Genomic DNA, 25364 nt, shown 5'->3' with positions numbered 1-25364 from the left:
TCGTTCAACCGTCCTGTGGGTGATTCAACGCGCCATCGGCAACCGGCCGGAGGCCAGTCTTCATTGCCGCCCGGTTCACTCGCATGTGCCACAACTCCCGAAAAGCCCGCTTCGGCGAGTGACCTGTGGCATACAAGCGTTCACCGGCATCATGCGCCGCCATGCGGCGCCGGCGATCAAGAGCGCGCGGAAACCCACGCCCCCCTCCGGCACGAAGCGCGGCGATCCATCATGCGATGGATCGCCGCGCGTATCGGCCTAGCCGGATGGTTTGTTCGCCCCGGTGCCGCGCTTCTTCGCGACCTTGGCAGTCGCTCCCGTCGTTACGACTGAATTAAACATCGGCGCCACAGCCGGAGCGGCCACGATGGCATCGGTCGATCGTCTCACCGAGTTCTTCATCAAGGCGCACAGCGAATCGAAGCGGCAACAGCATTCGGTATAGGCACCTTGCGCGCCGAATATGCCGAGCACGGCCTGACGATGCATACCGCGCGATTTCACGGCGACAGCCGAGCCGTCCGCCGCCTGCGGCCAGTCGAGCGTGCCATTGCCGGCAACGCGCGCGGGAATCAGCCAGTAATCGCCGGTAGCGTAGATGCCACCGGGTTCAAAGCGAATCTGCACACCGTCCTCCAGATCGATGAACTCGCCCTCCACCAGCGACACGCAGCCTTGCGCATCCAGGTTCTGGCTCTGGTCCCAGCGGCGCAACAAAGGGTGTTTCTTCGGATCGTTGCTGACCGCATAAGCGGTGACATTCTTCGGCACCGCCAGTGTCACCAGACGCTGGGCGATATCGATGGCGATCACCTGCAACAGCGGAGAAGCGCGCTGCGCAAGCGTGTAGTCATCGTCGACCAGCTCCACCCAGTCGTTCACCGCCAGCCCCAGCCGCTGGTCGCGGCCCAGGTTGGCCAGCGATACCGCGAGCTGCGCGCTGCCGTCGTTCTGCGGAGTGCTCACCGCGTTGACGATCGGGAAGATCACCGAGCCGTTCTCGCGCGACCATTTGAAGTCGGTGGTGGTGGTCGCGTTCGCACTGCTGGCCATCCCGCCCTGATGCACTTCCACGCGATACAGCTGATTCTCGCAGCCGCGATAGCGTGCGTCGGCGGCAATGATGCAGGAGTCACTGTCTGATACCACGGGCCCAAGTTGCGCACGCAGCATCGGCCATGCATAGGCAGCCCGCGCGCCCAGAATCAAGCGCAGCGAGTTACATGGGTCGTTGTTGTTCCCAGCGGCGCCGGTGGCGAGGCTGTTGCGCAGCTGGGCGATCGCGTCGAGCTGCTGCTTGATCGCGGCCTTCTCCGCATCGGTCGTCGCTGCGAGCAAACGAAGATTGAGCGCAGCCGTGGCTGCATCCAGTGGCGCGGTTTCGTGTGCCGTATCGAGATCCAGCAGGCGAAGCTGCCATACGGTCTGTGCCCGCGTCGCGGTGTCGATACCGTTCAGCGCGACATCGGCAATGCCCGGCGCTTCGATGGCGGAGAGATGCCGCTCCCACACATCCAGCCACAACGCGAAGCTCGCCGGCGGGTTGTTCCAGTCGCCGCCGTCGTCGGCTGGCGCGGGCGCATAGGGCTGGGTTCCCAGCGTGCATAACACGTCGTTTTCGCAAAGGATGCCATCGACGTAGAAATGCCCCGCCTGCAACTGCCAGTCCGCCACATGCGGCTGTTGCGCGATCGAAAAGCCGTTACCCACGGCCCAACACGGCCCCACCAGATCGCGGATCAAAGTGTGCAGCAGATGCAGCTGGATACCGGCCTGCTCGTTCCAGTCAGCCTCCAGCAGCACCCTTCCCTGCTGTTGCAACACCCGGTTGTAGTGCCGTGTCGGATCGAACGTGACACGTGCGAAGTCGCCTTTCATGGTCGATCTCCTAACTCGCGTAGAGAATGCCGGCGTCGGTTTCCGCGGGCACGTATTCTTCCAGACGCCAAACAAGGTTGGCTTCGCGCTGCGGCTCGTACAAATCGTGATACACGCCCATCGCGGACTCGTCGGAGGCGCCGCTGCGGATTTCCTCGCAGCAGCCATCGTCCAGGCGTGCGTAATGGGGCGCGGTGTAGCGAAGGCTGCGGAACTGAGGCACTACGCGCAGGGTTTCCTGCGCGCGGGCCGCATCGGTGGTCGCCGCAGCGAGCGCCAGATCAGGCTGGCAGTGGAAACGCTGTGGCGTGCGCGAACCAGGCGGCACGTAGCAGAAACGGACGCAGCCTGATTGCCGGCGCAACACGCGCACGACACTGGTGAAAATGCTGTCCTCTGCCAGACGGATGCTGTGCGCCTGTATCTCACCGATCACGGTGCAGCGCCGCAGGCTTGCCTCGACATACGCCACTGCCTCGTCGGGCGAGCCGAGCGCCACGCGTTCGACGCCGGTCGCGTCAACGATGCTGTCGCATACCTGCAGCGTCGGCGGCTCGCCGCGCTGTGGTGGGCTGATCACCGAGATGGCGCCGACGATGCTCTGTTCGATGCGCAACGACGCGCGCGTGCTGTCGAGGGTGATGCTCGGCTCGCCCGGGCGCTTCGGATCGCAGTCGCAATGCAGTGCCCAGCCCGGCACCAGCGTGCAGTGGCGGATCACCAGCTCGCACAGATCCTGCTGCAACTCGGTGGTGCTGTCGTCGCCGACCGGCCCGTGTACTTCGATGCCGCGGCCCACCACCAGCAGACCGTCCAGCAACAAGCGGCTGCCGGCGCCGCCGCCAACGCTCAATGCATCCGGCTGGCTGGCGCGCACATCGAGCAGGCGCAGCACAGGCCGGGTGCGCTCGGCTGCGCGCAGCTGGATCGCTTCACCTGCATCCAGCTGCAGATCGATGCTGCCTTCGTAGACACCGCTCTCGGCGAGCTCGATGATCAGCGAGCGCAGCGTGGCGTCGGCCGCCTTGGCCTGGGCCCAGGCCTTCAGCGCATCGGCGATGCTGGCGTAGTGTCCCGCGGGCAGCGGGTTCTTGGCTGGGTCGTTGCCGGGCAGCGCGGTATGAACGATGTAGCGTGTGGCGTGCTCCAGCTCGGGGGTGATCCGCGCGTACTCGCCACCACCCATGTCGGCGGCGAAGCCATAGCAGTACGACACCCAGATGCCACCCTTGGGGCGTTGATTGGCCGGGAACATCATGCGTCCGCGTTCCGGGTCCACCGCGAGCCGGCCGCGCGGCACCTGGTAGCGCCAGCCCGAGAGGTCGGCGGGCATCAGCGCTTCGCGCGGCACCGGCATCCCCTGCCCTTTGGACGGCCAATCGGGCGCATAGATCAGGACACTCTTGTCTTCGCCATACAGCGCGGCGGATACGCTCGCGTAGTCGGCATCCGCGCCGCGCTCGGCGAAGCGGTAGCGGCGCAACGGCACCGGCAGGTTGATCTCCTGCGCAATATGCGTGGGCACGCTCTCGGCCACCGGCCGCTGGAATAGCGGCGTGTCGTTGCCCAGCACGCTGAAGGTGAAGCAGTGCGGGCCGCGCTCTTCCAGGCAATAAGCCGGCGTCACTGTCACCGGATAGCTGCGCAGGCGGAACACGAACAGGCCCAGGTCGGGAATGCCATAACGGCCACGGCGATGGTGGCTGCTCATGCGCCGCACGTCGACGCTATGCGCGAACGGATCGAACGCACCGTTGGCCCAGCCGATGCGCTGCAGCGTTCCGGGATCGCGCAGGTCTGCAGTGCCGCCGCGATGCGGGTGCTGGTGATCCAGATGCTGCATCCAGCCCAGCAAGCGGTAGAACTCCACCGCGCGCGCCGGCCAACCCGCGGCATCCCGCGCCAGGTCTTCCAGCAGCGACAACGTACCCTTGCGACGACGCGCATCGATCGTATTGGCCACGTCGGCACGCGGTGCCAGCACGCGCCCGAGACGCGCAGCATGCGCGCCACTATCGGCCAGCGTCGCTGCTTCCGGCAGCAGGCCGTAGCCAAGCAGGTCACCGATATACGGCACCACCCAGTCATCGCAGGTCTCGATAAACCAGTTGTTGTAGAGCCGCGTGATGTCCTGTTCCAGCACATTGGCCTGGGTGGATAGCACGCGCAGAAAATCGCGCAGCGGATAGCCCTGCTCCGCATCGCGCATGCGGTAGACCACCGGCATCAGGTCGTACAGGCGATCCGGGTTCGCGCTCATGGCTTGGCCTCCTGCAGCAACAGCGTGTCGGGTACGGTGGGCAGGAAGTAAGTGAGCTGCGCCGGCAGCAGGTTGCCGCTGTCGTCATAGCGTGCGGGCAGCGCCTGCACGCGCTGGTTCACCGTCCCCAGTTGCGACGCAGCGGATGACTTCGACACCACGGCAAGCGTACTTTTTTCGCCCGTGTTCTTGTCGCCACCCGGATCGTCGGCACCGAACCCTTCCAGCAGGGTCGCCTCGTCCATCGAGCCGAACGCATCCACATCGACCCAGGCCACCCCGCGCACCGCCTGGATACAGGCGACGATCTCGCTGAGATAGACATTGCGGGCCAGCCCGCGCCGATCGAAACCGAAGCGGTCGAGCAAGGCCGCGCGCACCAGCGGCTCGACCGCTTCCCAGACATAGTCGGTCGCCAGCCCTACCTTCGCGCTCAGCGTGAGCGAGATCAGTTCGCGCACATCCAGGCTCACCGGCAACGAAGGATCGCCGTACTTCTGTAGCGCCTGCAGCAGGTTTCGGTAGAGGTCGGAGGTCGGGTCGACCGGCGCGTCCGCCGCGCCGGCAATGGTTACGCACACCTGGGCACCCAGCTTGACCGCCGCTGCCTTGCCCACACCGCCGAAGGTGCGCGCGAAGTCGGCGTAATCGGTAATCGAGACCAGCCGGTCCAGGGCAAGCACCGCCAGGGGCACATTGCGGCGCGCCTGGTCGCGTGTTTCCGCATCCGCGCCACCGGAAGCACGCAAGGGATTGATCACCTGCTTCACGCCCAACGGCTTGGTCGTCGGCAGGCTGATCTGGCCGGCTTTCACATTGCCCGGTGTGCCGATGCCGTTACGGTAAGTCGCGGCGACGTTTTCCATGCCGGTAGGCAGGCGCGCGCCGTGGCTGCCGTCGCCAAAGGTCACACTGGTCTTGCCGCTGTCGTCGATGCTGGTGACGAAACTGCGGCTGCCCGCTTCGGCGAACGCCAGATTGCGCAGCTCATGCCAGTGCATCCCATTGACCACCACGCTGAGTGTGCTCTGCACGCCGTCGACCGTGGCTGCAGATACAAAGGTCAGCGGCGATTGCTTCAGCGTGAAGGTCTGCATCGGCGTGGCGCCATTGCCGTAACCGAGCACTTCGTTCCGCGTCTCGCCGTGCGTGGCGCGGACCACATTGGCATACACCTTTACGCTGTCGCGCCGGTAGCTGTAGGCGAGGCCCTTGTTGGCAAACACCAGCGTGCTGTGCACGGTATCGCCGGATAGCTGCGCGTCCACGCCCTGCTCCACCGCGGCTAGCATGACCAGTTCGGCGGAGGTCACCGCGTTGTCGCTCGGCACGTCGGCGCGCTCGCCTTCCACGATCACCCAGCGACCGGGTTTGAGTCCGTCGACGGCCGCGTCCAGCGTGAGCCGCGTTGCGCCGTCAGTCGGCACACTGGGGGCGCTGACATTGCCGACATCGTCGGTAATCGCCTGATCGGCCAGCGTCAGCGCGTCGCTCTGCGCGAATACCTGCGTGCTGCGCAGCCGGGCGATGCTCGAATCGCCCGAAACGTCCCACAAGGGATCGCTGCCTTGTTTGGCCAGCGCGATTTCCGTGGTCTTGCCGCTGATCCCGTAGGCCGTGCGCGGATGGATCTGCACACTTCGGGCCTGGGCCACGAAGGGCAGATCGGCGTTATTCCACGACGACGGATTGATCAGCAAATAGCTGTCCACAGCCACACTGTCGTAAGCGTTGTCCAGCCGCACGACGTCGGGCGTCTCGCTGGGCTGCCAGTCATTGCCGGGTACCGATACAAACGGTATGGCCGCTTTGGTAGCGCTGTCCGTATTGGGCGCGAGCCCCATCGGCACGACCGCGTTGTAGCCGAACATCGGCGCAGCGAGCCGCAGTGCAAACACGCCACTGAGTTTCGGCGACGGTACGCCGTTCGGTATACCCGTCCACGATCCGTAGAAGGTATCCACCAGCCTCGTTTCGAAATTCAACAACAGCTGCGGCCTCGCATCGCTGGCCGTGCCCAGGGCGACAGCCAGGTTGCGCGGAAGCAGAAAATTGTTCGCGGGCTGCACCGTCGGCATCAGGGTCAGCGCCTGGAACAGCGACGAGAACGAAGCCGGGAAGCCGCCGGTTCCATCCGACCCACTGCCGAACGCCGCCTGCGCAGCCGCCGCGAACACATCGACCGGCGGCGGTCCCGGCGACGGATCATCGTTGCCGAAAGGAGGCTTCATCAGCGCGTCGTAGCTATCAGTCGTATCGCCACCGAACAGCAGCAGCTTGCGAACCCAATTCAAGGCATACAGCCACTCGTCGTGATTCGGCCCGGCGCTGGAAGCATTCAGCGCATCGATGGCCACATTCGCGGCCTGGATGATCTTTACGGCAATCGGCTCCAGTGGCCGCAGCAGAATCCTGCTGCAATCGTTTTGCGTCTGCGGCTCCACCGACTGCACCATGCGCACCGCCTGCACGCCGGTGGCGAGTTCGCCGAACAGGAACAACAGCCGATCACCCTGCTTGAGGTTGCTGCTGGTGCCGGCGATCCACAATTCGCCGAGGTCGCCGATGGTTTGCACTGTGATGTTCTGTGGCCGGCTCAGTCGCGGCTTCAGTGCATTCCACGCGCTGCGCGCCTCCAGCGGCTCGGCCGTTTCGAACGTCTGCATCTGCTCGCCGGGCGCCGGCACGGACTGCGCCTTGGCGCCCGCGGGAATGGTCACCGTCGGCGAGTTGTCGTCGATGGTGTAGGCCAGATACACGCTGGCCGCCACGCCGGGCCGCAGGCGGTAATCCACCAGGCGGCCGAGCTGCAGCACCGAGCAACGTTCGGTGGCGGTGCGCAGATAACCCTCGTTGGCGATGCGTTCCTGATAGAAGCTCAGTACGTCGGCGCCAATCGCCCAGGCATCGAGCAAGGCCATGGACGGATCGTCCAGGTCCCGCGTGCGCAGTGCGGCCAGCGCCGGCAAGGCGGCATCGCTCAAGTCCATCTGCATGGTGGCGCGAAAATCGGCGTAGCTACCGACGCGATAGACCAGGCTGTCCAGCCCGGGCCGGTTGTACAGGGAACGCGGCGTGCGCGTACCGGCGCCGCATCCGCAGGCACAGGCATGTTGGCCGCAGGCGCTGCAGCAGCTCATCGGCCACCTCCCATCGTGAACGTGATACTGCCGTGGTCGGGATGGTCCGGATCGTTGTCCATTTGCGCGATCTCGGTCGCCGCTATGTCGAGCAGGCCGTCATCCGGCACCTCGCCCTTCTTGCCGCCATCCATGCGTGCCAGCGTGATCACTTCCACATGGGCCACACCGGTGATGGCCTGGGCTTCAGCCATCAACGCACTGGCGCTGACCGGCTGGCCAAGCCGCAAGCGATCCGGGTGGAAGAAGCCTGGCGTGCCGTCACGGCGCAGGCCGGCGCTGAAGCGATCGATCAGCTCCGCCTGTATATGCGCCACCAGAAAATCCGGCAGCACGCAGACCATCAGCTCGATCAACAAGGGCACATAGCACGCGCCGCGCACGGCGATGTCGTGGCCGATGCGTCGATACGGATGCAGATCGCGCTTGATCTGCCTGGCCAGCGCGCCGGGCAGCGACTCGCGGCCCAGCGGATCGACCACCACGTCCGCCTCGTACCAGCTGCCGTTCCAGTCCAGCGTGCAGGCTGCACCCTGCAGCGCCGGCTCGCGCGCGGCGAACATGGCGTAGTCGTCGGCGGTGATGGCGCGCAGCGGATGCGCGCGGAACGCGCCAGGCGCATACAACTTCACTTCGGCCAGCGTCTCCGCCGCCGTACCGCCGCTCGCCGGCAGCGGATTGCGCGGAACCAGGCCATCCGGTTGATCGCCGGATTTCAACGCCAGCCATACGATGCTCTCGCGCCCTACATTGCCGACGGCTCCATTACCGAGGCGTGTCCGCGCGCGGAAGAAATCACCGGCCTGCGGCTGCCTCCCGAGCACCCCATCGCCGAAACGCAGGTGCGCGGCACCGTCGTCGTCGATCTCGACCACATAGTCGCGATCGTCCGGACCGCTCTCCAGCAGATCCTGCCGCGCCTGCCAATGCCACTGCGCGGCAGGCGTACCTTTGAACAACACGCCATCCAGCGCACCGCCATAAACATCGAGCTGCGGCAGCGCCGCGCGCGGATCGCGCACCATCAATCGGCACACAGGTGCATTGGGGCCATCGGGCAAGGGTTCGGCCCAGGTCAGCGGCGTGCCGGGCAGCACATGGCCGGTGTCCGTGGGCGGGCGCAACACATCCTGGACCGCGCCTTCGCAACGGCAGCAGTCATATTGCTCGCTGCCGGATACCAGCCAGCAATTCTCGGCAAGCGCGTCGCAGCGCATGCAGGCATCGGGCATCGCGGCGAGCGCCTGGCTCAGGCCGGGATAGTCGGTATCGTCGATGAATGCCGGCGGCGCGCAGATCGGGTCGCAAGTGCATTGTCCCGGCACGTGGTCGCCGTGATCGACCAGCAGCACATTGCCTCGCGCCAGGCTGACGTCATGCAGCCACGCGCAATCCGGCGATGGTTTGCGCACCGACAGGCACAGATCGAACGGCAGTGCATCGCAGACATCCCAGCTCACCTGCAGCAGCAGGCTGCCATCGAGCGGATCGACCATCTCCAGCACTTCGGTCAGCCGCACGGCATGGCGATGTTCCGAATTCGCATCGGCCGGGTTGCCGGTGGCGGGCCCCAGAACTTCTTCAAGGATCAGCAGATCCCCGACTTGCAGCTTCAATCGGCGCTGCGCGGTCGCCGTGGAGGCCACATCCATGGACGGTGCCGCCGTGGCGCCGGCATTGGGCGTTGTCGGAACGGAAGGCGGCGGCGCGTCGAGCAACACCGCCCTCGTGCTGCCTCGCGGCAGGCAGCACAGCTCATTGCCCCAGGTGTACAGGTGGATCGCACTGTGCGCGGCGACCACGGTGATCGAGGTCGCGCCATCCAGCGGCATCGGTTCGAACACCAGCGCACCGTTGGCACGCGCACGCGTCAGTTCCGCCGCGGTGATCGTGCCGGCCTTGACGTCTTCCTGCGCAGGTGGTGGCACCAGCAGCAACATCTCCGCGAGATCCAGCGTCACTTCGCCGGCCGGCAGCGACAGCGCCACGAACGCGCGCGCGTTGCAGCCTTCGTGCATGCGGTAGTCCACCAGCCGCGCATGCCGGCGCACCGAGATGCGCCGTCGTGCCGTCGCCAGATACGCCTCGGTGGCCACGGCATCCTGGTAGTAACTGAGATAGTCGGCGGTGTAGGCCAATACTTCGACCAGCGCGATACCGATATCGGGCACATGGCGTTCCTGCCAGGCTGGCGCGTCGAGCGCCATGCGATCGAGGAACAGCTGGCGGAAGCTGGCGTAGTCCTTGGCCAGATAGTTGATTTCCGGCAGCGGTGCCGGTGCCTCTACGCAGAGTGTTTCCGCCGCACAGTCGAGATCCTTGGCGCAGTCCAGCCGGAAACGCAGCGCGGCGCAGGCATAACGTGGATCGAACCCGGGATAGGCGATCCAGCCGGCGGGATCGTTGCCCGAGGCTGCATCGACCAGGCACAGGCAGTAGGTTGAGTGATCGCCTTCGCGATCCAGCACGACGCGCAGGCAGACATCGTCGTGCATCGCCGGCTCGTTCTCTTCGCTGACGCTGAGCACGCGCAACCCGGTGATGCGATCGCCGCCGCTGACGCGCACATTGGCAACCGCGATGCCCGCGGGTATCGGGCCGAACAGATGCACGCACAGGGTTACGCCGTCGTCTCCGACTTCCACGTAGTCGATGCCGTTGAGTTTTCCGGAAAGGCGCAGCCGCTCGCGCCGCGCCTCATCGCTGCAGGCGGGCAACAGGCCGCAGCCGATCGGCACTACCGAGGGCGCATTCACCGTCGTGCTCATGGCGTGCTCCGCGTGAAGCTCGCCGTGCGGGCGTCACCCGTCGCCAGCACGGTATAGCTGAGATCCACTTGCAGGGTCGAATCGTTGCTGGTGACTTGCAGCGCGCCGACGCTGATGACGTCGCCGAGATAGCGCTGCAAGGCCGCCTGCAGGGTGAACTGCAACGCGGCAGCCACTTCCGGGCTGTTTGGCGCGAACACCATCTGCAACAAGCCGCTGCCGAAGTCCGGCCGGTTCACGCGCTCGCCCGGGCGGGTGAACAGCAGTTGCTCGATCATGTCGCGCACATGGTCGTCGTTGTCGGTCGACGCTGTGCGGCCGCGGCGGTCGAAGCCATAGGGGAAATCGATATTGATCGCGGTGTCCATGACGTCCTCACATGGCGCTGACGCGCACCTGGCTGGCGACGATCAGCAGCGGCGTGCCGGTAGGCGCGCAAATCGCCTGGCTGTCCAAACACAGCAGCGGTTGTCCATTGGAAGTGACCCGTGTCGCCGCCGTGACGAACTGGGCGCTGACACAAGGACCGTTGGCGGCGGGCGGCGGCGGAAACGCGCAACCGGCGATCAACCACGGTCCCGATATGGCGACGGTGGGCTGGCCGCTCACCATCACGCGCGGATTCGGCATCGTGGCTTGCGCCTGCCCCGCGTGCGAACAAAGCACGCTGGCACCGACATGGATGAGGAAACCGGGCATCGCGCATCGCTCCTAGGTCACGACCAGCGCGCCGTTGTTGATGGTGACGGTGGGCCCGGCCAGCACGATGGTGGCGCCCTTGCCGTTGGAAATGGTGATGCCGATGTCGTTGACCATGATCATCGCGCCCGTGGTGCTCTTGAGCAGGATGCCGCCGGTGGGTCCCGGCAGGTCGCTGATCGAGATCGTGTTCTGCAGACCCGACTGCAACACCACGCTGGGACTGACCGGATTTCCCGCGAGCGCAAGCGCAGGCACCTCAGCCGCGATACCCCAGAAGCCGCCGCTCCATATCGGGTAATCCGGATCACCCTGCTCGAACTCGATCCACACGCCTGCACCGATCTGCGGCACCACGTACACGCCGCTCTGCTTACCGGCGAACGGCACGCACGGCATCGCCCAGCTCGAGGGAAGCAGGCCGGACACATCCGGCACCATCGCCTGGATGCGGCCGAGCTGTTCGGGGTCCACGTTCTGGATCACGGTGCCGCGGTATTTGCCGTAGTACTTGGTCATGGCGGCACCAGCGGCACGGTGGAGATGAGGCCCTTGCGCGACAGGCTAAAGCTCTGCTTGTACTCGCCGCGCTTGATGGTGTGGCGCACTTCGCTCACGTAGTGCAGGCCATCGAAGGCGGGGCCGACACCGCGCACACCGACCAGCTGCCGCGCTTTCAGCACGCGGCCGTAGCGCGCCACATCGAGGCTGCCCTTGCCGGTCACGGTATCGGCGGATTTGGCCGCCTCCGCCATGCCCAGCAACAGCGCGCGCACCGGCGAGTACTTGGCCGTTTCCGGCAGCGGGTTGAGTGTCTGCGGCGGCGGATCGATCAGGCCGAGCGGCGGATTGAGCGGGCCGATGTCGGGAATCGGAATCGGCAGCGGTATCTTGGTCTGCGGATTCTGGATGTAGACGATGGGCAGGCTGCGCGCATTGCCGTTGTAGCTGAAGCTGAGACTTTCGACATTGCTGCCCGCGTCCATATCCGCATTCAGCGCCGGCTGCGGCACGCCCACCTTGATCTTCGGTCCCCAGTACGCCGTGCTCATGCCGGGCGCCGGACCGGGTTCGATATAGAACACGTAGCCGACACGGCTGGCGAGCAGACGGATGTATTCCAGGTCGGTGCCCTGCTGGGTCGGAATGCGATCGGTGGGAATCGGCACATCGAACGCGATACTCGGGATCACCAGCGGCACTACGCCGAGAAACGCGTACTTCGCCAGCAGCAAGGCGACGATCGCCTCGGCCGGCATCGCCGGATACGGCAACCCCGGCAGGCCGGAGAATTCAAGCTTCTGCATCACGGTGGTGAGGTCGTCGCCGGTCACCTGCAGGTTGGTGTGGCGCTGGTCGGCGCCGGGTGTGACTTCCGTCTTGGTCACCACGCCGTCGATCAGTACTTGCGGCGTGCCGTTCACTGTCGCCACCACGATGACCCGCAACAGCGGCACCACGCCACCGCCGCTGAGCAGAAACAAGGTGTGCAGCGGCGACTGCACGCTCAGGGTGAATTGCAGGGTGAACGCGCCGGCCGCTTCGTCAGGCTGCACCACTTCGATCTGCGTAAGCGCATCGAGCACCATCTGCGGCACCGGCACCGGCACCACAGGTCCGACCAATAAGGTCAGGTGCACGCCCCCGAGGCCACGCTGACCAAGTATCGCCATCGTCATGACCCCAGGAAGGCTTGCAGGCCGCGCCGCGCGGCGCAGGGAAGACTGGCTGTCTTGGCAAGCTGCGCGGCGCGGCCTGCGAGCCTTCCTGGGGTCACCCCGTCATTCGACATTTCATATGTTGGGGCCAGCCCTGTCTGTCCACATGCCTTCGGTCCGCCGTCTCGACAGACCACCAGTCTGCCTTCGCCGACGGCCCTGCGGCCTGCGGACAGACAGGGCTGGTGACGATGGCGATACTTGGTCAGCGTGGCCTTAGGCATGCGGCACCCCCGGAATACCTTCCGGCAAGGTAATAGCGAGCTTGCGGCCGACGGTCTCGGTGAGTTCATCCGGGCGCAGCGCACGATTCGCGTCGCACAGCCGCCAGAACTGCTCGGGATCACCGAGGTAATGCGCGGTGATGTTGTCCAGCCGCTCGCCCTGTACCACGCGATGCCATTGCAGCAATGCGAAATTCTCGGGCGCAGGCACGAAGCGGCGCTTGAGATAAGTGACCGGCGTGCCGTCCGCGCGCACGAAGGTCCCCGTCGGCGTCAACGCATAGCGGCTGGTCGGTGGAAAAATAACGCTCATCACGGCACTCCCGTAATGCCCAACGCAGACAACGGCATCGCCGGCGCGGTGCCGGCCAGCCGCTCCTTGTTCTGCAGATAGCTCATGAACAGGCTTGCCGCCTTGTGCCCGCTCGGCACGTCGTTCACCGACAGCACGCGCAAGCCGAGGCTCACCTTGGCGCGGATCGGATTGAGCGCGGTGTCGAAAGCCTCTTCGGTGATACTCAACTCGGTCACACGCACCGGAAGAATGCGCGTCTGACTCCACACGAACAGCGCCAGCGGCGTTTCCATCGGGATGATCTCCAACGTACCGATCTGCGACAGCATGTCGTTGGTGTTCAATTGCCCGCTGGTGGGATAGATCATGGTTTCCAGCGCGGCGAGCTGGGCGAACACGCCGCTCTGCGTGGCGATCGGGTTCCGCTCGGGGAACTCCAGCTGGTCGGTGGCATCGATCTCCGCTTCCAGCTTGATCGTCTCGACCGGCGGACCTTTCAGCCGCAACACTTCCGAGCGGTCGCCACCATCCGCGCTGATCGCCTGCACCTGCAACGAGCGGGTGATCGAATCCGGGTTGTACTGCAGCGCGATCACACGCAGCACCGCCGAGCTGTCCGGATCGATCAGTACGATGCCGCCCTTCAGAATGCGCGGCGAGCCGGGGAAGCCGCTCATGGCACATGTCCAAAGCCGAGCAGCTTGTCCATGCGGCTCAGCACATAAGAGAAGCCCTGCACACTCGGGCTGCGGTTGCCTTCGATGGTGTAGAGCATGCCGTCCTTGACCGAATGCACCATGCCGACATGCCCCAGCCAGCCGGCCAGACTCACTCGCCACCACACCACGATGTCGCCAGGCTGCGGCACGTAGCCGTCACCCGGTGTCGAAGCCCAACCCTGTTGCTTGAACTCGGCCAGCATGTCGCGCGCGCTCGGCGTGTACGCGAATGGCATCTGCGCCTGATTGCCGCCAGCGCCTTGCAGATAGCAGTAGCTGACGAAGGACGCGCACCACGGGTTGCCTTCGGCTACACCGGCAGGCGCCAGATACTTGCGCACGAACGGACCACAGTTATTGCCGCCCTCTTCGCACGCGCCCGCTTTCAGTTCGCCGATGGCGATAGCAAGCGCCGCGCGTCCGCGCGCACTGCCGCCCGTCGCCGGCATCACGGTGTAATCCACCGCAGTCGGCGTGACGATCGACGGCTTGGGATTCTGCAGGCTCCACCAGGTCAGCGGACCGGCCGTGCCATCTACGACCAGCGGCTGGCCATGCTGATCGAGGTTCTGCGTCTGGAAGGCGCGCACGGCTTGCCAGGTACGCGTGTCGAAAACGCCGCTGGCCGGCGCGGAGTAACCGCGCTGCGTCAGCAGTTGCTGGAGTTGGGCGACTTGCGGTCCCTGGTCGCCTTTCCGCAATGTGTCCATGCTCAGTGCTCCGCCGATGTGGCGCTGTGACGCAAACCGCGCGACAGCGCGGGACGGGACCGTTACCCCAATCGGGTGGGCGCTCATGGAGGTTTCCCGTGACATACGCCGTCGTCCCACCAGATGTTGTTGGTGCCCCAGGTGCGTCCGTAGCTGGGGATCGGTCCATAAGTGCAGCCCGCCGGGTGACCGATCCGCGCGGCGATTTCTCTATACAGACGCCCAAGATCGAAGCAGCGAGGATCGCAGTGGCCCTGGATAAAAGCGTCCTCGACAAAATGCGTGGTCACCGCGGGAAACCGTCCGGCGATATGCGCGGCGCGCAGGTAAAGCCCGGTCACGCTCGCGTACTGGTTGTCGCTGTAGGGTGGACTCGGCAGCGGCGTCAGGTTCGGGTTCTTGGGATCACAGGTGTTCTGATTACCCTTATCGCTCTTCACACCCTCCTGGACGATCTCTACGCTCGCTGTATAAGCGGTGCGCACTTCGCGTTGCCCGAAATAGGAGCGAAGGCCGTCGCACGCGCCCTGCATCGCTTTTTCGGACCCGGGTTGAGCGACGCTCTTGCTGCCCGCCGAGTCGTTTTTCTTGCATAGTTCGCCGACGGTCCAGCCGCCGGTGGTCATGATCTTGGCGGTGGAGGCGCTGTCCAGCTGCTCGGCCGCGCCTGGCACGTGTTTGGTTTTCTTGCCCTTGCCCTTCTTCGTCGTGCCTTTTTCCTCGGCGGTGATTTCCGCCGGGGTGAGGTTCTTGCCGGCCAGGGCATCGTCCATGGCGGCCTGCTGCGCTGTTGGCGTGGCGGCATCCCAGGCCTGCCGCAACAGCGCATCACGCCGCGCGGTCCATGCCTCCAGCCGCTTGTCCGGCTTCAACTTCGCGTCGGCAGGCACGGCAAACACATCGAGCGCTTTCTCGCGCTCCGTCGTGGTCGGTCGCCTGGTCTCGAAGAAATCCGGCCGGGCGACGGTCGGCGCATCGTCGCGCGGGGCATAGGCGCTCACGCCCTTGCCCAGTGGGCCACGCCCTTCGGCTTTCTCCTTGGCAATCGATGCGGCACCAACTGGCGACGAAGTGTCGTGCAACAGAAAGTTCGCGCCCTGGGCATGCGCCAGAGGGGTGGCCGCGGGCAATTTGTCCTTGGTCAGCATGGTATCGATCGCCGTGTGTTCTTCCGGCGTCAGCAACTTCCCGTCCATCGGGCCTACGGTTTTCTTCGCGGCCGCGTCGGCGCGCGCATCCAGTTCGAGCTGACGACCCTCCGCCTCGTGCACATCGCCCATGCCAGCGCGCTGCACGCTGCCGGTATCCGCACCGCCGGACGCCGCTGGCATGACATGTCCGGATAGCGCCGCGTCGGCCGCCACATCGGCGGCGCGCTCCAGCGGACTATCGGGCTGGCCGATCGTCAGCCGCTGCAACCCGGTGGACAGGGTCTTCTGTTGCACCACGTGCGCCAGCTCGTGCGCCAGCAAGTGCCGCCCGGATCCGCTCTCGGGCGCATAGCGCCCCCGACCGAAAACCACATCCTGGCCCACGGTGTAGGCCTGGGCGTTGATAGCGTGCGCCGACCGCTCCGCCGTCGAATCGGTGTGTACGCGCACCTGACTGAAGTCTTGTCCGAAGCGCGATTCCATGAACAAGCGCGTGGTGGGCGCCAAGGGCTGCCCGGACGACTGGATCGCCTCGCCCACGATAGGCGGCGCCTCGTGTCCCGCCGTGCCGTGCCCTCCTTTACGCTGCACCAGCTCGCGCTTCTTGGCGCATTCGCTGCATTCGCCACCGGTGCTATGTGTGCCGCAGCCACATTTGCGCTGAACCAGGTTTGTCGCACCACGGCTCCGCGCGGATTCCGCCGTCATGCTGCGAGTCGCTGGCCGTTGCCGTGCCATGCTCATATCTCCGCCACGCAACGGGTAAGGCGCGCCCAGGCTTCGGCATTGTTGGCGTCGCCGCAAGCATCGTCGCAGCCGGGTGTGGCGCATGCCGCATCGGTGCCGGCGTTGCCGATGCCCGTTACGTGGAACGCCTCGCGCAACAGCGCGTTCGCTTGTTGCTCCGGGCCGATCCGCAGGAACTCCGGGCACAGGCGGATGCGCGGCCGCTCCTGCTGCGACACCGTCGGCGAACTATCGCAGCCGTCGATCAGCGCGGATACCAGTTGCAGGTTCCACAGCGTCAATTCCATCCGCGTCGCGCCAATGTGATCGGCCAGTTTGTCGGTGGGCACTGAGGCGCCGAACAACTGCGTCGCCATGCCCGCTGCGCGGCGCTGGATGAGTTCCTCCATCGTCGGCTCACCCTTCTTCTCTGGATGCGCCGGCGCCGGCGCAAGTCCTGACAGGCGTTCGAATGCCTTGTAGGCCCAGCGTGCCGCCATGCCGAGCGGAGGACCGATCACTTTATTGCGTGCCTGCGTGCGCTGTTCCACGCAGGCATCGACATCGGCCTTGGTCTTCTTGCCCGCGACTCGGCACACATCGTCGTCCAGCGGCGAATGCACGTTGTCGTTCATGATGGAATTGGGGTTGTTGTCGACCTTCTTGTTGAGCTCCATCAGGAACCAGTGAATGCGGTCCGCGACGTGCATCTTCTCGTTGGTCGCGTGAGCCTCGATGTAGTTGTAGCGGTCCTCTTCCAGGCCCAGGCGGTGATGCAGCTCATGCGCCATGGCTGCGTCGTCGCCGACCCAGTTGTCGGACACGGTCCACTGGCTGGTGTCGACTTTCACGTCGAACACGTCCGCGCCCGACTTCTCTACGAAATCCAGATCCACACTGTAGCCGAGCGTCGCCGAGCGCTTCTCGATGGCATCCTCCATCGACTTCACGCGCTTCACATCGTCCGCGGTGCCCTTGCCGGCGCGGATCAGATGCACCTTCACCTTGACCGCGATATTGGTGACGTCGCGCGCATCGATCAGGAAGGTTTCGCCGCCCGGCGCCTTCTGCTTGCTGAAGACGCGGCCGGGCTGTGCGCTGACCGCCTCCTCATCGCCTGCATGAGCCTGCCCTGTCGCGCTGGCGGCACGTGTCGTCTCGGCATCGGCGGCGTCCTTGGTTTCTGCCGCGGTTTCCTTGGCCTGCTCCTCCGCCGACTGCTCCTTGGTCGCCAGCAGCTCTTCCATCTTGCCCACGTAGTACAGCGGGTCATCGCGTTTGCGCGCTTCGGTGAGAATCTGGTTCACCTCCTGCTGCGCGGTGAAGGGCTGCTTCAGCAGTACCTTGTCCTTCTTGATCTTGGTGGCGCGCTCGTCGAATTCCTTCAGCACCGCCGGATCGGGCGCGCGACGCAGGACGCCTTCGCCCTGTTGCACCACATGAGTCAGCTCATGCGCCAGCAAATGCCGGCCGGCGCTGGTATGCGGCTGGAACTGGCCGCGCCCGAACACCACATGGTTGCCCACCGTATACGCCAGTGCGCCCATCGCCCTGGCGGATACGCCAGCCTGGGCATCGGCATGCACGCGCACGCCGCTGAAGTCCTGCTGGAATCGCGGCTCCATAAAGGAGCGCGTGGCGGCATCCAGCCCTTGACCGGCGCTGTTGAGCACACCATCCACTTGCGGCGAAGCGACGCCGCCGGTGGCGCCGGCCATCGGCGCGCGCCGGATCGTGGACGTCTCGTGCAAAGGGCTCCCGATACGACCCGTGCTGCGCACGACGGCATCCGCCACCGTGTCGGCCTGACGTTCGAAGGCATCATCCTGCGCCCCGATCGTCAGCTTGGCTTGCGCACGCGTCTCTTTGCGCTTCTGGCATTCCGGACATTCGCCCGCGCCCGGTGCGTGTGTACCGCAAGCGCATTTGCGCTGCAACCGCATCGCGCCAGCGACTGCGGGTGCCACGGGCCGGCGTGCCTGTTGAGAAGCCCGCGTGTCCACTATTTGCCTCCCGAAGGCGGCAAGATGGCGCCGGTCGTGACATTGATGCCGAACGATTTCTGCGCGGCCGCAATCACATTGTCCGGGCAATCGGCGGCCTTGAATTCATCGTGGGCCGCTTTGCCCGGCTGCGCTTCGCGTTTCGTCACGACGCGCTTGAACCCGATGGCGGCGCGCCGCATCGCCTTGAAGGCGCGATCGCGCTGCTCGTTGAACGGCAACTTCTCGAATTTTTCGCGCTCGGCCGGGTCGCTCGGCGCCAGCGGATCGGCCGTGGTGCCGGGTGTCTTGCCGAGAAACTCGTCAACGGCCCCCTTCTCCATCGTGCGGCCCTTGGGCTCGGGTTCCTGCTTGCCCTGCACCGGCGGCAACTCTCCTTGCCCTTCCGCTTCCACACCGCTGAGGTCGCAGCCCTTGCAGACGTCACCGGTCTGCAGCCATTGCTTCGCCGCCTTGGCGCGATCGATCGCCAATTGCGTATTGCCCTCGAACTTGGGTTTGTTCTCGGTACCGCGTGGCCCTTCCGGCGAGGTGAAGCCGCGGATGGAATCGACCTTGTAGCCCTTGCCGACCAGATCCTGGACATCCTTGACCGGCAAGGCCAGGTCGCGGCGGAATTTGTCGGTGGCGTATTCAAAGAAGACGTAGCGCGTTTCGCTGAGCGTCTCTTTCTCCTCGGCCACGGCTGGCACTTCAGCCACATGACTGATGCGCTCGCAATTGAACACCACGTACTGCTTGCCCTTGGTGTGGCAATCCACGGCCGGCTGGGCCGAGCCGCCGCTGAAGGTGAAGTTGAGGAAGCCGGTCTTGCTGCGCGGGTCGTAGGTGACGTCGGCCTTGACGTCCACATCCTTGGTCTTTACCTCCGCCGATCCGCCGACGCCGCTTACGCCTTGCTTGTCCAGCGTCACCGTCGGTCCCACGGTGAAGGTGAAGCTGTTGCTCTGCGCAATGGTGAAGGTCAAGCCAGGCGTGATGCTGACTCCCTTCAGCAGATCCGAACCTGCCGTCAGGTTGGCCACCGCCGCACCCACCGCCTGCGGCAAGTTGATATTCGGCGTAATGGTGACTGCGGTGCCGCCGCGGCAGACGGCGATGTTCAACCAGATGCTCTGGTTGTTCCAGCCGGGGTTCACCGTGACTCGCGTTTCCGGCCGGGCCGGCTGGTCCGACAGGTTCATGGTGACGCGGAAGTCACCATCATCCGGGCAGCTCACCAGGCGTTGGTCCGGTGTCTGCCCGGGACTGGCCGTGCACTCGCGCATCTGGCGGCGGATCACACCGCCGCCTGCCGGCGCCACGCTTGCCTTGTCGCCACGCGTTACCGCGTCGGCCGCCTGATCCGCGGCACGTTCGGTAGCATCGCTGGCGTCGCCGATCTCCAGCGATGGATGCAGGGCGCCGCTGCCGGGATCCTGGATCGTATGGGCCAGCTCATGCGCCAACAGATGCCGGCCCGCCGGCGTATGCGGCGCGTACTGATGATGGTCGAACACCACATGCTGGCCGACCGCGTACGCCAGCGCGCCCACGGCGCGCGCGGAATCGGCGGCGCGGCCATCGGTATGTACGCGCACGCCGCTGAAGTCGTGACCGAAGCGAGGCTCCATCCACGCGCGCGCGGCCGCATCCAGCGGCCGTCCCGCCGTGCCCAACACATCGTGCACGATCGGCGGCACGCTTCCCGGCGCCGCACCGGCATGGCTTTTTCTCTGAAGACGTTTTTTGCAGCTCTCGCACTCGCCGCCGTCTGGCGAATGGTTACCGCAGGCGCATTTACGGCGCAGTCGCAGCCCGCCCTGGGTCGAGGCAACATCCGCCGTTTTGGCAGTCTTGACCGACAGCTCAGCCATGGCCGCCACTCCCTGCCGCGTATTGGCGTGCTGGTGCGCGGCGCCGGGCTTTCATGATGTTCTCCGCCCACCATGGCCGATACCCAATCCCTGATGCATGGCTGTGGCGATGCGCGTCCCCAACCGTTCGCGCGGATGCGCGGGGGCGGGCAAGGTGGCCGGCGGTAACGTCTCCACTGTGCCGATGCCGCGCAACGCCCCGATGGCACCGGGCTGCGCAAGGCGTTGCGCCAGTTCGCGTTCGATCGCTGTGCGTACCGCGCCGGCACGCTCGCCATTGAGCAGCGCCTCGTCCAGCACCAGCCGCTCGATGTGCAGCACGATGCTCATGACTGGCCCCCGGCACGTTCCAGCCAACGGAAGTCAGCCTCGTTGACCGGTTTGTCGAGCTTGCGGAATTCCGCGCGCGCCGCCTCCAGAATCAGCGGCATGGTGACTTGCGCGCCGGCCTTGGCCGCAAGGAATGCAGCGTTCAACGCGATACCCTGGATGCTGCCGCCCGTCAGTGCGAGCCTGGCGAGACGCACGATGTCCAGGGGACCGATCGCAGCCTTCGCCGGAAACACCGAACTCCAGATGGCCTCGCGTTCGGCGACGCCGGGGAACGGGAAATTCACGACGAAGCGGATGCGGCGCAAGAAGGCGGTATCCAGCGCGCTTTTCATATTGGTGGCGAGGATCGCCAGGCCACGAAAGCTTTCCAGCCGCTGCAGCAAATAGTTCACTTCGATGTTGGCGTAGCGGTCGTGGCTGTCCTTCACCTCGCTGCGCTTGCCGAACAAGGCGTCGGCCTCGTCGAAGAACAAGATCGCGCCACCCTCCTCCGCCGCGTCGAACAACTTGCGCAGGTTCTTTTCGGTCTCGCCGATGTACTTGCTGACCACCGCCGAGAGATCGATGCGGTACAGCGACAGCCCCAGCGCGTTGGCGATCACCTCGGCCGCCATGGTCTTGCCGGTACCGCTTTCGCCGGCGAACAGCGCGCTGATCGACAGGCCGCGATTCATGCGTTCGCGGAAACCCCAATCGTCGTAGACCGTGCTGCGTTGCGCGACCTGGTCGGCGATCTGGCGCAACAGGTTTTTCTCGGTCTCGGGCAGCTTGAGGTCATCCCAGGTGGCCTTGGGCTCGATGCGCTGCGCGAGCTGGTCGAGCGCCGGTCGCGTGCGCGACAGCGCGCCCTGCCACAGCGCATCGCCGAGTCCATCGGCTTTCTGCTCGGTTGCGGCCAGCGCGGTGTGCGCGATCTGCCCGATCTTGCCGAGATTGAAATCGAAGTGGCCTGCCAATTGCCGCGAGTGCTGATCGGCACCTTCGCCCAACAGGCGCTGCCACAGCGTGCGCTGTTCCATCGCGGTGGGTTTGGTCACATCCGCGCTCAACGCATGCGTGGCGTTGTCATTCCATGGCTCGCGGGTATCCACGAACACCAGTCCACCGACTCGCGAAAAGAAACGCCGCACCGGGCTGGCCGCCGCGTCGGCGCCGTCGATGGATGCCGCGTCGACGTACAGTGCCACCGGCATCAACTGGCTCTCTCGACGCCACAACCGCACCAGGGTTTCCTGTTCGGCAATGCCCGATGGCAGCAACGACGCCGACAGACGGAACGCCTGCGCGCCGAAGGCCGTCGCGACGGTCTGCGCGATGGCCTGCTTGCTCGTGCTGTCGGCGCCGATCAGTTGCACCGTGGGCAAAGGCTCGCCGACCGGTACATGCCGCAGGCTGTCCAGCATGCGGTCCACCACTGCCTGCTGCGACGGCGGCAAGCCCGCGGCGCTTAACGGCGTCAGCAATGGCATCAGCCGGTCATCGACGTAGTTGAGGCCTTTGGCGAAATTGACGATGCGCTCGTCCGCGCTCAGCGCGGCGCCGATCAAGGGCTGCGGCCCGGGCTGGTGGATATCCAGCAGGCGCCAGTAGCGCAGCGGGCGTTCCGGCGACAGCGCATCCCAGCTCGGCTGGTCCAGCACTGCAAATGCGAGGGCGAAGGTGGGCCACGGCTTGGTCGGGTCGTGCTGCGCCTGCGCACACAGTGCCGGCATGCGCGTATCCAGTTCCATACCGATGCACAGCAGCAACACATCTCGCTCGAAATCAGAGAGGCCAAGACGCTGTGCAAGCAGTTGCAGCGCAGGTACAAAAGACGTCGCCTTGGCCTGATCGGGCGATGTGTCGAAGGCCACCGAAGCCGGCGACGGCTCGGCCGCCTGCGGGTCCGGCTGGTCGGTTTGACTATCCGGCGCTACCGAAGGTGCGGGCGGTGCGGCATGCGATGCGTGGTCGCCGAACACCCGGGCGAGCCACGACGTATGCCGAGTCTCGGTCGTCGCCATTGTCGGCGCCACCGTCATGGGAACCACGGGTACGCTGCGCGCGGCAGTGGCCGGCGCGGTGTCCTGGCCCGCGGCGCGTTGCAGCCGCGCGCGCAAATCGGCCAGCGCGGTGGCCAGGTATTGGTCGTTGGCGGCGAGCCATTGCGCGTAATCGCTCATGACACCACCACTTGCTGGTTGCTGGCGAACACCGGCACCGGGCCGGTGAAATCGACCGGAATGCTGTCGGCGCCGTCCACGCGCAGGCGCACGGTGTAGGTCCCGGTGCTTACGCCGGGCACATCGAAGGTCAGCGCGGTGGGTTGATGCGGGTCCACCGGATTGGTGATGCTCTTCGGCGTTACCAACTGATCGCCAAAGAGCAGGAAAACACGCTGCCCATCGCGGATGCGCGGCAGGCAGGTCAGGCTCAAATGCTGCGTGCCGGGCGATCCGGTGAGCGGACTGATCGTGATGACCGGCGCCAATGCCAACGGCAGCTCGTTACTGAGCAGCGCCGGCAATCCCGAGGGCTGCGCCAGCAGCGACACGGTGTAGATGCCCGGCGCCCAGCGCGATGGCGCCTGCGGATCCTCGACGCTGTCGGCCAGATGCACCTGCAGCGTACCCGGTGCGGCGCCTTCGGTTGGCGCCACGTCTACCGGCGCATCGAGGCGCAGACTGTTGAAACGGGCCAATACGTTGGCCGCATTGAGTTGACTGCCACTGAGTATGAGATCGTCGCCCAGCCGCGCCGCCGCCTGTGAGTGCGGCAGCGCCACGCCGCTCAGCGAGGGCGCCATCGATGCCGTGCTGATCACGCCGCGATCCTGCGCGCCGCGCCGCAGTACCGGCAGGCTGGCGCGCGACGGCGACTGGTTGTCGATCAGCACCACCGTCGCCTCGTACGCGGAAGACACCCGATAGTTGGTCTGGAACGCGGTCCACAACTTGGAGAGTTCGTCCACGCTCTGCGGCAGCGGCGTGAGACGCACGCGCTCGATCTGGTCCGCGAGGTCGTTGTTGGGCAACGCGTTGCGAATGTCGTCGCCGTCGAGCAGCGGACGATCATGCAGCGTGCTCATCGCCGCCGCGAGCACCCGGTGGCTCACCGCGTCGTTGTCGCTATCGCCGCGCCCCCACGCGGTGATCAGGTAATGCAGATTCAGCGCCAGTGCCGGCTGCGCGGTTTCGCCGGGGCGCACGCGGCCGGGCATGTCCATGTTGCGCCAGCCGGCGTTGTAGACGACCTGATAGAGAAACAGATTGAGCTGTGCCTTGCTGATGCCTTTGCGCGCGAGATCCGGCGGCTGCAGTGTCACCTCCAGGTCACTGAGGTCGGTATCCAGCAGCGGCATGCGGGAAAGCAGCACGTTGCGCAGCGTGCGCGTGGCGGCGGCGATGGCGAGGACATTGCTCATGGCGATGCCTTGCCGCGTTGGCGCAGATAGTCGTCGAGACTGCTCGGTCGTGGCGCTTCCGCGCGGCGTGACGGAGTGGCGGCCGGCGCGGCGCGCACTTCGAGCCGGCCGATGCTGACGTGCACCGTCGTTTCGCCAGTCTCGCTGTGCGGAAGTCCATTGGATGCAGCGGCGGATCGTGACGACTCCGGCCTGCGCGCCGGTGCCGCCGTGGCGACCGGCGTCGCGAACACGGGAGCCGCGGGCGGCAGCAGGACGCCCCGATCCTCCCGGGATCGTTCCATGGGGGGCGTGGATGCGGGCTCCAGGCGGGTCTGTCGTGGACGCACGGCATCGCGTGATACGACGTCATGTTCCGTGTGACGAATAATCGTCGTGTGTAGCTGTGTAGCTTCAGCAGGTCGCGCCGTTTGCGGCACGGCGGACGGGGCCGCTTCCTTGAACACGATGCGCTCGTGCTGTGCGGGTGGCGCCACTTGCTCGCGCACAGGCAGCGGTGCACGTCGCGCTTCCACAGGATCGACAGCATCGGCCGCCTTGCTTCTGGACGTTGGCGTTGGTGGCGTCGCGGTAACTTCATCGCCGACGGGCAAACGGTCCCGCTCTTCCTGGACATCCTGCATGGACGGCATCACCGCTACACGCTGCATGGGCTCGAACAACGACGGCAGCCGCGGCGTCAGCACGCTGTCGCTGCCGATCGCCCTTGCCGCCAGCCGGTCGAGAAAGTCGCTCACGACACGCATTGCTCCAGGTAGGCCTGGCGACGCCGCGGACTGAGCGCGAGGATGTCCGCCTCGCTCCAGTGGTAGACGCGCGCCAGTGTGTCAACGTCACGCAGTACGCGCAGCGCCCAGGCATGCAGCTCCTGCCACAGGAACCGCGCGATATCGAACATGGGTTGCCATTGCTCTTCGCAACCGGGACAAGTGAAAGCCAGTTGCACATCGGCCTGCGGATCGGCTGTCGCCATCGCCTGCACCATCTCGGCCTGCAGTTCTGGCGGCAGTGAGCGCGGCTCGGTATCCGCCGCGCCTTCCACGTCGACAAGACAGCGTTCGAGCAGCAATTGCCGCGCCGACGACGCATCCGCACAGGCTTCCAGCGCCAGCAGGTCACCACTGTTGGGCACACGGAAGCTCACCTGCATCTCGTTGGCGGGCAAGTGCAGTGTGAGGATGCGCGCGACGTCGTCGCCCGCGTCGCCCTGCATGGCAAGCAGATCGTCGCAATCGAAGCTGGCCTCCACCATCGCGCCGCAGGCGGGACAGCTCGCCACCCCGTTGAGCTGCGTGCCGAACAGGCGCGCGTGCAGTTGCAGCAGCAAGGCATCGCGCTGGCCCAGCGGCATTCCGGCCAACGCTTCCGGCACGTTTTCGCCACAGCAGATATCGAGCAACGCGAGTCCGCGGGCCACGGCGGACTGTGCGCCGCCGCGCTCCCATACGTGCAGCAACTCGCTGGCGCTCGGCGTGCGCATG

General features: G+C 65.7%; 20 protein-coding genes. 1 reads left to right on the top strand and 19 read right to left on the bottom strand.

The genetic code is table 11. The features are described from left to right. Positions 1 to 258 precede the first annotated feature (258 nt). The 14 genes from ISS97_RS16245 to ISS97_RS16180 form a co-directional block, all read right to left on the bottom strand. A complete protein-coding gene (locus ISS97_RS16245) occupies positions 259 to 1878 on the bottom strand; it encodes a DUF6519 domain-containing protein (RefSeq protein ID WP_379983567.1) in 1620 nt (539 codons plus the stop codon). A 10-nt stretch (positions 1879 to 1888) separates the two neighbouring features. Further along, complete coding sequence (locus tag ISS97_RS16240; protein WP_379983568.1) at positions 1889 to 4138, bottom strand: hypothetical protein; 2250 nt, start codon at positions 4136 to 4138, stop codon at positions 1889 to 1891. Beyond that, positions 4135 to 7278: a putative baseplate assembly protein gene (locus tag ISS97_RS16235; protein WP_379983569.1), complete on the bottom strand. Its 3144-nt coding sequence runs from the start codon at positions 7276 to 7278 to the stop codon at positions 4135 to 4137. The genes ISS97_RS16240 and ISS97_RS16235 overlap by 4 nt, the downstream gene beginning before the upstream one ends. After that, positions 7275 to 10046: a putative baseplate assembly protein gene (locus ISS97_RS16230; protein WP_379983570.1), complete on the bottom strand. Its 2772-nt coding sequence runs from the start codon at positions 10044 to 10046 to the stop codon at positions 7275 to 7277. Before ISS97_RS16230 ends, ISS97_RS16235 begins: the two co-directional genes overlap by 4 nt. Next, positions 10043 to 10414 (bottom strand): GPW/gp25 family protein, encoded by a 372-nt coding sequence (locus ISS97_RS16225; protein ID WP_379983571.1) that lies wholly within the window; start codon positions 10412 to 10414, stop codon positions 10043 to 10045. The genes ISS97_RS16230 and ISS97_RS16225 overlap by 4 nt, the downstream gene beginning before the upstream one ends. A gap of 7 nt (positions 10415 to 10421) precedes the next feature. Continuing rightward, positions 10422 to 10745, bottom strand: coding sequence for a hypothetical protein (locus tag ISS97_RS16220; RefSeq protein ID WP_379983572.1), 324 nt, complete (start codon positions 10743 to 10745; stop codon positions 10422 to 10424). Between the two features lie 12 nt (positions 10746 to 10757). Then, on the bottom strand, positions 10758 to 11264 hold the full coding sequence (locus tag ISS97_RS16215) for a phage baseplate assembly protein V (protein WP_379983573.1): 507 nt from the start codon (positions 11262 to 11264) through the stop codon (positions 10758 to 10760). Further along, on the bottom strand, positions 11261 to 12418 hold the full coding sequence (locus ISS97_RS16210) for a hypothetical protein (protein ID WP_379983574.1): 1158 nt from the start codon (positions 12416 to 12418) through the stop codon (positions 11261 to 11263). The genes ISS97_RS16215 and ISS97_RS16210 overlap by 4 nt, the downstream gene beginning before the upstream one ends. Positions 12419 to 12679: 261 nt before the next feature. Then, positions 12680 to 13000, bottom strand: coding sequence for a LysM domain-containing protein (locus ISS97_RS16205; RefSeq protein ID WP_379983575.1), 321 nt, complete (start codon positions 12998 to 13000; stop codon positions 12680 to 12682). Next, a complete protein-coding gene (locus ISS97_RS16200; RefSeq protein WP_379983576.1) occupies positions 13000 to 13659 on the bottom strand; it encodes a hypothetical protein in 660 nt (219 codons plus the stop codon). The genes ISS97_RS16205 and ISS97_RS16200 overlap by 1 nt, the downstream gene beginning before the upstream one ends. Further along, entirely contained in the window at positions 13656 to 14411 is a 756-nt protein-coding gene (locus ISS97_RS16195; RefSeq protein WP_379983577.1) for a CHAP domain-containing protein, read from the bottom strand. Before ISS97_RS16195 ends, ISS97_RS16200 begins: the two co-directional genes overlap by 4 nt. 83 nt (positions 14412 to 14494) lie before the next feature. Beyond that, on the bottom strand, positions 14495 to 16153 hold the full coding sequence (locus tag ISS97_RS16190; protein ID WP_379983578.1) for an eCIS core domain-containing protein: 1659 nt from the start codon (positions 16151 to 16153) through the stop codon (positions 14495 to 14497). 149 nt (positions 16154 to 16302) lie between these two features. After that, on the bottom strand, positions 16303 to 18255 hold the full coding sequence (locus tag ISS97_RS16185) for an eCIS core domain-containing protein (protein ID WP_379983579.1): 1953 nt from the start codon (positions 18253 to 18255) through the stop codon (positions 16303 to 16305). A 35-nt stretch (positions 18256 to 18290) separates the two neighbouring features. Further along, a complete protein-coding gene (locus tag ISS97_RS16180) occupies positions 18291 to 19973 on the bottom strand; it encodes an eCIS core domain-containing protein (protein WP_379983580.1) in 1683 nt (560 codons plus the stop codon). A 21-nt stretch (positions 19974 to 19994) separates the two neighbouring features. Between ISS97_RS16180 and ISS97_RS16175 the strand changes: the two genes are divergently transcribed. Continuing rightward, a complete protein-coding gene (locus tag ISS97_RS16175; RefSeq protein ID WP_379983581.1) occupies positions 19995 to 20204 on the top strand; it encodes a hypothetical protein in 210 nt (69 codons plus the stop codon). Here ISS97_RS16175 and ISS97_RS16170 read toward each other — a convergent pair. The 5 genes from ISS97_RS16170 to ISS97_RS16150 are packed head-to-tail and all read right to left on the bottom strand — an operon-like array spanning position 20199 to position 25363. Further along, positions 20199 to 20477, bottom strand: coding sequence for a hypothetical protein (locus ISS97_RS16170; protein ID WP_379983582.1), 279 nt, complete (start codon positions 20475 to 20477; stop codon positions 20199 to 20201). The genes ISS97_RS16175 and ISS97_RS16170 overlap by 6 nt on opposite strands. Beyond that, positions 20474 to 22642, bottom strand: coding sequence for an ATP-binding protein (locus ISS97_RS16165; RefSeq protein WP_379983583.1), 2169 nt, complete (start codon positions 22640 to 22642; stop codon positions 20474 to 20476). The genes ISS97_RS16170 and ISS97_RS16165 overlap by 4 nt, the downstream gene beginning before the upstream one ends. After that, positions 22639 to 23883 (bottom strand): DUF4255 domain-containing protein, encoded by a 1245-nt coding sequence (locus tag ISS97_RS16160; protein ID WP_379983584.1) that lies wholly within the window; start codon positions 23881 to 23883, stop codon positions 22639 to 22641. Before ISS97_RS16160 ends, ISS97_RS16165 begins: the two co-directional genes overlap by 4 nt. Then, on the bottom strand, positions 23880 to 24620 hold the full coding sequence (locus ISS97_RS16155) for a hypothetical protein (protein ID WP_379983585.1): 741 nt from the start codon (positions 24618 to 24620) through the stop codon (positions 23880 to 23882). The genes ISS97_RS16160 and ISS97_RS16155 overlap by 4 nt, the downstream gene beginning before the upstream one ends. After that, the gene (locus tag ISS97_RS16150) at positions 24617 to 25363 is read right to left on the bottom strand and encodes a T4 family baseplate hub assembly chaperone (protein ID WP_379983586.1); all 747 of its coding nucleotides are present in this window, start codon (positions 25361 to 25363) and stop codon (positions 24617 to 24619) included. The genes ISS97_RS16155 and ISS97_RS16150 overlap by 4 nt, the downstream gene beginning before the upstream one ends. Position 25364: the final 1 nt, after the last annotated feature.

The organism is Dyella koreensis (genome assembly GCF_044904565.1).
Classification (GTDB): domain Bacteria; phylum Pseudomonadota; class Gammaproteobacteria; order Xanthomonadales; family Rhodanobacteraceae; genus Dyella_D; species Dyella_D koreensis.
The sequence above is the reverse complement of the archived record's forward strand: the minus strand, read 5'-3'. Positions and strand labels throughout refer to the sequence as shown.

Bases quoted from the DNA above. Each gene is read 5' to 3' on its own strand.
- ISS97_RS16210 (WP_379983574.1), bottom strand. From the start codon at position 12,418: ATGGCGATACTTGGTCAGCGTGGCCTCGGGGGCGTGCACCTGACCTTA.
- ISS97_RS16245 (WP_379983567.1), bottom strand. From the start codon at position 1,878: ATGAAAGGCGACTTCGCACGTGTCACGTTCGATCCGACACGGCACTAC.
- ISS97_RS16205 (WP_379983575.1), bottom strand. From the start codon at position 13,000: ATGAGCGTTATTTTTCCACCGACCAGCCGCTATGCGTTGACGCCGACG.
- ISS97_RS16230 (WP_379983570.1), bottom strand. From the start codon at position 10,046: ATGAGCACGACGGTGAATGCGCCCTCGGTAGTGCCGATCGGCTGCGGC.
- ISS97_RS16220 (WP_379983572.1), bottom strand. From the start codon at position 10,745: ATGCCCGGTTTCCTCATCCATGTCGGTGCCAGCGTGCTTTGTTCGCAC.
- ISS97_RS16215 (WP_379983573.1), bottom strand. From the start codon at position 11,264: ATGACCAAGTACTACGGCAAATACCGCGGCACCGTGATCCAGAACGTG.
- ISS97_RS16240 (WP_379983568.1), bottom strand. From the start codon at position 4,138: ATGAGCGCGAACCCGGATCGCCTGTACGACCTGATGCCGGTGGTCTAC.
- ISS97_RS16165 (WP_379983583.1), bottom strand. From the start codon at position 22,642: ATGAGCGATTACGCGCAATGGCTCGCCGCCAACGACCAATACCTGGCC.
- ISS97_RS16150 (WP_379983586.1), bottom strand. From the start codon at position 25,363: ATGCGCACGCCGAGCGCCAGCGAGTTGCTGCACGTATGGGAGCGCGGC.
- ISS97_RS16195 (WP_379983577.1), bottom strand. From the start codon at position 14,411: ATGGACACATTGCGGAAAGGCGACCAGGGACCGCAAGTCGCCCAACTC.
- ISS97_RS16235 (WP_379983569.1), bottom strand. From the start codon at position 7,278: ATGAGCTGCTGCAGCGCCTGCGGCCAACATGCCTGTGCCTGCGGATGC.
- ISS97_RS16225 (WP_379983571.1), bottom strand. From the start codon at position 10,414: ATGGACACCGCGATCAATATCGATTTCCCCTATGGCTTCGACCGCCGC.
- ISS97_RS16200 (WP_379983576.1), bottom strand. From the start codon at position 13,659: ATGAGCGGCTTCCCCGGCTCGCCGCGCATTCTGAAGGGCGGCATCGTA.
- ISS97_RS16170 (WP_379983582.1), bottom strand. From the start codon at position 20,477: ATGAGCATCGTGCTGCACATCGAGCGGCTGGTGCTGGACGAGGCGCTG.
- ISS97_RS16160 (WP_379983584.1), bottom strand. From the start codon at position 23,883: ATGAGCAATGTCCTCGCCATCGCCGCCGCCACGCGCACGCTGCGCAAC.
- ISS97_RS16175 (WP_379983581.1), top strand. From the start codon at position 19,995: ATGGCTTTTTCTCTGAAGACGTTTTTTGCAGCTCTCGCACTCGCCGCC.